The organism is Brevibacterium sp. UMB1308A (assembly GCF_030230605.1).
In the GTDB taxonomy this organism is placed as follows: domain Bacteria; phylum Actinomycetota; class Actinomycetes; order Actinomycetales; family Brevibacteriaceae; genus Brevibacterium.
Genome location: NZ_JASPDO010000046.1, coordinates 1 through 6,951, shown reverse-complemented (window position 1 = coordinate 6,951; position 6,951 = coordinate 1). Strand labels below are relative to the sequence as shown.

The 6,951-nt window shown below is 59.2% G+C and carries 4 protein-coding genes and 1 pseudogene; 2 read left to right on the top strand and 3 right to left on the bottom strand.

Annotated elements, in window-relative coordinates:
- Positions 1 to 210: 210 nt before the first annotated feature.
- Positions 211 to 1,278: a CPBP family intramembrane glutamic endopeptidase gene (locus tag QP868_RS11785; protein WP_284926760.1), complete on the bottom strand. Its 1,068-nt coding sequence runs from the start codon at positions 1,276 to 1,278 to the stop codon at positions 211 to 213.
- Between the two features lie 110 nt (positions 1,279 to 1,388).
- On the opposite strand from QP868_RS11785, the gene QP868_RS11780 reads away from it, so the two are divergent.
- On the top strand, positions 1,389 to 2,675 hold the full coding sequence (locus QP868_RS11780; protein WP_284926759.1) for a GNAT family N-acetyltransferase: 1,287 nt from the start codon (positions 1,389 to 1,391) through the stop codon (positions 2,673 to 2,675).
- Between the two features lie 112 nt (positions 2,676 to 2,787).
- On the opposite strand, the gene QP868_RS11775 is transcribed toward QP868_RS11780, so the two are convergent.
- Entirely contained in the window at positions 2,788 to 5,268 is a 2,481-nt protein-coding gene (locus tag QP868_RS11775; protein WP_284926758.1) for an ABC transporter permease, read from the bottom strand.
- Positions 5,265 to 6,011, bottom strand: a complete 747-nt coding sequence (locus tag QP868_RS11770) for an ABC transporter ATP-binding protein (protein ID WP_284926757.1) — start codon at positions 6,009 to 6,011, stop codon at positions 5,265 to 5,267. Before QP868_RS11770 ends, QP868_RS11775 begins: the two co-directional genes overlap by 4 nt.
- Before the next feature lie 430 nt (positions 6,012 to 6,441).
- Here QP868_RS11770 and QP868_RS11765 point away from each other — a divergent pair.
- Positions 6,442 to 6,951: pseudogene (locus tag QP868_RS11765) on the top strand (HNH endonuclease signature motif containing protein); the annotation flags it as partial.

Below are 6,951 nucleotides of genomic sequence, written 5' to 3'. Positions count from 1 at the left end.
TTCTGAGCAGGACCATGACGAACCCCGACACGATTAGCAGCAGCACCGTAGCTAAAACCCTGCTCAAACAAGGCCACTAACTCTTCCCGCTGACTCGCAGTCAACGTACTATCTGCACGCATAGAAATACTCCTCACTAGTAGACAACTGATTCACATCAGTCCAACTAATGGGGAGCAGTCCACTTGAGCTGTGTTGGGTAAACGCGCGCTACGGGTGCGGGTGGCCCTGGGGCTGAGCTGGAGTAACCTGCCCCTGCATTCCATAAGGAACCTGGGCCTGCTTAACAGGGCGAACGTGAACGGGGGCCACCGTCTCCACCTTCTTCCAGCGGGCAACAAACGTCAAAACACCAGCAATGACGATAAGCGCCACCATGGGGAATAGCATGAACACGCCACCGGTGCCTTCGCCTCGGTCAAACGCATTAGACATTTCGCCTGAGAACAACGCAACGATGAACATGGTCACGTTGTTCACCGCGTGGACAACGACGGGAGCCTCAATACCACCAGAGAAGTGTGTGAGTGCAGCCATGACCAGCCCAAACACTGCGTAGTAGGCCCACAACCACGGGTCGGACGCACCGTGCGCAAGCGTGAACAGGATCGTGGCAACAATGACACCAACTACCCCACCCACGCGCGGAATCCACGAACCAAAGACGCGCGGAACGTAGCTACGGAACATGACCTCTTCAGCCGCTGCCTGAAACGGCGTGGTCAACACAATGATGAGCAAATACGCCACCGCTGTACCGTCAAACGTGAACGACGAGTCACCCGACCCCTGAATTGCGCTGTTGTCTAAGAGAAACCCTACTCCCATGTACAGCGCAAACAACGGCACCGTACACGCCAGGCTCAACCCCCACCACTTCCAACGCATACGCGGCAACACCGAAAACATGCGCGACCACGGCTGCTTGTGCAAAACCCGGTGAGCAAGCAAAGCAACAAGACCACCCAAAATGAGCGACAGGTTCACCGTGAGCAACAATAGCGGCGTGTTGGTGATCTTGCCGGCCATGGCGTCTTCTTGCGAAATCGCACCAGTCGCGATGTCGATCGCCACTGCAATGATGCCGCCCACAATCGACACAGCAAAGAAAACGACTATGGTCGCAATAATCCCCACGAGCCCCATCCACCAGCGGTCGTGCGCGGTGCGGTAGTGGTTCTCGAACGGTTCCTTCCGTTGCTCTGGCACGGGCGTTTCAAACGGCCCGTTGTGGGGATGAGGAATGTTCGGTGGGGTTACGCCATGGGAAGTAGTCATGCTTTAACGATATCCACGCGACTTTTCGCGACGCAATGTGTCAGTCACGCACCTCACCCAATCTCCCTTCGGATCCCATTTATTCCGCCAGGTGCGTTAGTCTGAAGTTTGTGACCGAATACATTTTTGAGACCTTCAAGCCCACCATCACCGACAACACCCCGGACGAAAAAACCACCAACTACATTCACGCGGTGCGTGCGGGGTTCCACGACAAACGCGTGTCGGGAGAAAAGCTTCTGCAGCGTGTGAAACGTGCGATCGCTGATGATCGCGTGTTCACTGCCGCATACAGCCAAGAGGCATACGACCACGCGTTGGATTCCGATATTCCAGTTGCAACGTTCGCTCACTTTGAAAAGAACGTGAACGTGGGTGGCGGAAAGCTCATTCCTGCTCACCTCATCACATGGGTGACGGTGCGCCCCACTCACCGCAGGCGCGGACTGCTACGTCGCCTCATGACCGAAAACCTCACCAACGCGGCCGACGCAGGTTACCCGTTCGCAGCGCTCACGGTCACCGAAGGTGGCATTTACCGTCGCTTTGGCTTCGGTGCAGCTTCCTGGCTCACGGATCTGGAAGTGGACACGTCCCCAGGTTTCCAGCTCATTTCCGAACCCGACCGCCGTGTCGAAATATGTGATGCGCAGGCCCTGCAAGAACTCGCACCACAGATCTACGCAGAGTTCCAGAAGAAATCACCGGGTGCTATTGGCCGACAGCAGGCGCTCTACGACTTCGCTGCCGGACACGACATTGAGACCGGGGAAGCCGACGACGCCGTGCGCGGTGCCCTGCACTATGACGAAAACGGAAAGCCAGACGGCTTCGTTTCTTTTAAACACAACGCAGGCGACGACTGGTCACACGGAACCCTGGAACTGCTTGACTTCATCGCAGTAAGCAACGACGCGTACTCGGCCCTGTGGGCCTTCCTGGGTGCCATCGACTTGAGCGTGAAGGTGAAGTTCAACAACGCAGCGCACCAGTCACCTCTGCCATGGCTCCTCACCGACCCACGCCGTGCCAAGATCGTCAACGAAAACGACGGAATCTGGCTACGCATCCTTGACGTGAAAAAGTCGCTCGAAGCACGCGCATGGCTGGTTGGTGGCGAACTGACGCTGCGCATCAACGACGACATGGGATTCGCCGACGGCACGTACCGACTGGTCTCCGACGGTCAAGAAGCCACCGTGACCAAGCTGGACAACGGCGAACCCGCTGACCTGGAAATGAACGTGTCTGAGCTGGGGTCCCTGTACCTGGGCGGCGCCGACCCAGTGGTGCTCGCACGCGCCGGACGCATCACGGAAGTCCGCCCAGATGCGGCGCTGGAGGCTCGTTCGCTGTTCGCCCTGGAACGCGCACCGTACACCCCGAACGACTTCTAAAGTCAAGGCCCGGACTTCTGAATTACAGGCCCGATCAGCTCACCGGCTAACTACACGAAAAAGGAAGCGTGGCATCCACGCTTCCTTTTTCGTTTCCCGGTAGGAACCCGCGTTACTGCATCGCAACGCCTTGGGCCGGCTGGGTGCGCGAGGCGGTGATCGCGGGCACCACCGAAGCAGCCAGAGCCGCCACGAGCGCCACCACCGCGACCGCACCAAACATGAGCCACGGAATCCCCAGCGGAACCGTGAGGCCGTCGGCCGTCAGGAGAGACCGCACGCCGGTCCAGCCGAACAGGATCCCCAACCCCAGACCAACGACCAGCGACGTGAGCGCCATGAGGACCGCCTCGGCGGCAACCATGAACGCCGCCGACCACCGCGACATCCCCATGGCCCGGAGCAAAGCCGTCTCCCGCTTGCGCTCCATGGTCGCCAGGGACAGCGTGTTACCCACGCCCACAATCGAAATGACGACCGAGGTGGCCAACAGTCCCAGCACAATGCCGGTCATGATGTTGAGGATTTGCGAGAACTGCGCTCGCAGTTCCGCACCATCCGCGTACGCGAACACGCCGGTGTTTTCCAGTTGTGCCTGGAGTTTGGAAATGTCTTGCGCTGAAGCGGAGTTCGTGACACGCGCCCAGGTCTGGCCGCTCGACTCTTCGAGGCCCAGATCAGCGACGTCGGCCTTGTTGGCAACGACAGTACTCTGGGGCACGCCGTCCACGGCTTTCAACGTGAGGCTCACCTTCTTGTTGCCCACTTTGAGGTCGACTGTTTTGCCGTCGTGTTTTTCGGTTTCAGGTGTGGCGCGCACGTTCACCGTCCCTGGTTTCGGCAGGAAACTGGTGTCGCGTGGCACGTCCTTGGCGCTGTGCTTGTCGACGCCCACAACCTGGGTCAGGGAGTCGTCATTTTCATCCAGGTCGTGCCCCAGCTGCACCGATGCTTTGGCCTGCACGCCAGGCAGGGTGACGAAGCTGTCCACGGCGTCTGACTTCTTGATGGTGTCGACCGCCTTGCCCGAGGCCGAAGTCGCCACCACGTCAATGGGGTCGTCCCGGTTGAGTTCGTCGTTGGCAGTGACTCGGGTGGTCTGCGCGCCCACCAGGATGGTCGCCACCAAGGTGACGCCCACCAAAAGGGCCGAGGTCGTTGAGGCTGTGCGTCGCGGCGACAGTTTGACGTTGCGTGCGACGAGGCCCAAAGTGGGGGAGCGGAAGATTTTTTCGCCCGCGCGGCCGATCACGGCGACCATTGGTGGCACGAACACGCGGCTGAGCACCAGAACACCGCTGAAGGCGAGGATGCCGCCGGGCAGTGCCAAGAGAAGTTCGCCGACCACAGCGCCCAGCAGGAGCGCGGCGACTCCAACCGCAGTGAGGAGTGTCCCTACCACCAGCCGGATCCACGGGAAGCGGGAAGCTGGGGCTGGGATGTCCACTGGTGCTAGCGCGTCGATGGGGGACACGCGGGTAGCTTTGAGCGCAGGCCAGAACGAAGCGATAACGGTCACGGTGACACCCACAGCCAGCCCAAGGGCGGCGGCGAGGAGGGTGAGTGGCGCAAGAGCGAAGGTGGGCTGGAAAAAGGCGCGTGCAGCCAGTGTCAGCAGGACCGCGAAGCCCCAACCTACGAAGACGCCAAGAACCGAGCTGATGAGACCCAGAACTGCTCCTTCGGCAAGGGTTGCGTTGCGCAGTTGCGAGCGGGTGGCGCCAACTGCGCGCAGGAGTGCCAGGGTGCGGGTGCGTGATGCGATGAGCACTTGGAATGTGTTGGAGATGACCAGCCCGGCAACGAACAGAGCGACAATGATGAAAGCGGCGATAAAAGCGACTAGGGCTGTTGCTTCGCCGGTCATTTCCTTCATGCGTTGTTGCACGATCTGGTCGACTGTGTAGATGTCGAAGCCGCCGGCCACTTTGGCGCCAGTGTCCTCTGTTTTGACGTCCTTTGAACCAGCAAGTGCTTTGGCAACGGCTTCTTGGACCTTGGCCGTGTCGGCCGGGTTGTCCACGAAGACGCGTATGTGATCAACCTCGGGGTAGAGTTGCGAAACATCGGTGGCAAAAAACATAGGGACGCTGGAAGGAACCTGCGCCAGGCCCGAGATGGTGAAAGGAACCTTATCTTCGCTTTCTCCGTCCTCAGAAGGCACGACGAACTCTACGGTGTCCCCGACTTTCTTGTTCTGCTTCTCCGCCATTTTCGCGTCGTAGAGGATCTCGCCCTTTTTGGACGGGGCCTTGCCTTCCTCGATTTCGATGTGGCTGTTCTTTGGCCACACAGACACGAAAGCGAATTCATCAGTCGTCGTGAAAACGAAGCCCTGCTCGATGAGCTGTGTGTCTTTCACACCGTCCACCGACGCAACGGTCTTGTGAACTTTGTCCGTGAGTTCTTTGTCCCCCGGGGTAACCAGCAAGTCCGCGCCGGAGAATTGCGTACTGAACTGGGCGCGCATCGTGTTGTTAAATGCGGTCAGCAGGCTGGTGACCGCAACAACGAACGCCACAGACACCATGACGGTGATCCCAGCTGCTATCAGGCGCGAACCACCGGAACGAAGATTCGCTTTGACGATCATTTGGTGACCTCCAGAAGAGCCTGCGAAACCTCTTCGGCAGTCGGGTTTGTGACTTCACCGGCGATACGTCCGTCAGCCAACAGGACGACACGGTCGGCGTACGCGGCCGCGGCCGGGTCGTGCGTGACCATGACAACTGTCTGACCCATCTCGGAGACACACGCGCGCAAGGTCTCTAACACCTCGGTCCCGGAACGTTTGTCCAGCGCGCCGGTGGGTTCGTCAGCGAAAATGACATCCGGCTGGTTCACCAGGGCGCGGGCCACGGCCACGCGTTGCTGCTGGCCGCCGGAGAGTTCGTGTGGGCGGTGGGTGAGACGTTCGCTTAAGCCCAGGTTCTCCACGATTGCGTTCTTGAAGTCCAGGTCGATGCTTTTGCGGGCGAGTTTGGACGGGAGCATGATGTTTTCATCCGCCGTCATGGCCGGTACCAGGTTGAACGCCTGGAAAATGAATCCCATGTGGGCGCGCCTGATGCGGGTGAGCTTGGTGTCGCTGATGCCGGTGATGGCGCGGCCAGCGAGTGTGACCGTGCCGGAGTCGGGGGTGTCCAGCCCGGCCAGGATGTGCATGAGCGTCGACTTACCTGAACCGGATGGGCCCATGATCGCGGTGAATTGGCCGGACCGGATGTCGATGTCGAAGTTGTTGAGGACCGTGAGGTGAGCCTCGCCGGAGCCGTAGGTTTTGCTGAGTCCGCGGGCACAGATCGCGGGTTGTGCGGTTGTTAAAGATGTGTTCATGCTTCTACTTTCGCTGGGTGCGGCGTAAGAAACATCAGCCTGCGGGATATAGCTGTGGGGGTGTGGCTCATCCTTGAGGATGAGATTTTTTTGGGTGGGGAGTGTGGTCGGTCTTTTTCGGGTGGGGGAGCGGTGCGAGTGGCCGAGGTGGGGTCACGTACACGGTTCATGTGCCGTTTCGTCAGCTTGAGTGCCCGTATCGTGTTGCTAAGTGCCGTTGCTTTCGCTGCGGAGGTTGTTCTTTGACGTGCGCTTGTAGGCGCCCTCCGCCTCCTCCTTTTCAGTGCCAGTGTCCGCCATTCAGGAAAGCTTGTCTTTGTGTGTGCGACTGAACGCTCGTTCGAACACAAATAGAAACAAAGTGAATAAAACCCTTGACTCACGCATTCGAACGCAAATAGAATAGTAGTACACAAGGAGGTGACCCCACATGACCACAACACGCACGCGCAACGACTTATATGACGGGCCGGCCGCAGAACTATTCGAAACGGTTAAGGACGCCACGCGCCTCATGGACGAAGCGTGCGTAAAGCAAGCTGAAGCCGTGGCAACCGTCATTAGTGCCCACGTGACGCCGTTGGATGACTTCACTCATGGTCTACACGCGGTGTTTACCTCCAACCCCGGCACAGGCCCACTCGTCACGGGCGGCACAACTTCGAGTTCAAACGCAGACGCGACTGCTGGTGGGTCTGTGGGTGTGGATGATGTGGTGGCGTGTGTGGTGTTGCCTACTGGTGAGGTGGCCACGGTTGCCAGTGTCGAACGTGTGGCTGATGAGTTGCCTACCCCGACTGAGGGTGTGTTGGCGAAGCTTTTAGATTGCACACGATCCCAATTGGTGACTCGGGCGCGGAAGATCATGACAGCGGTCGTGCTCATGCCGAAACTCTGGTCACTAGCCAAGCAGGGTGTGGTCAGCTTTGACCGGGTTTTG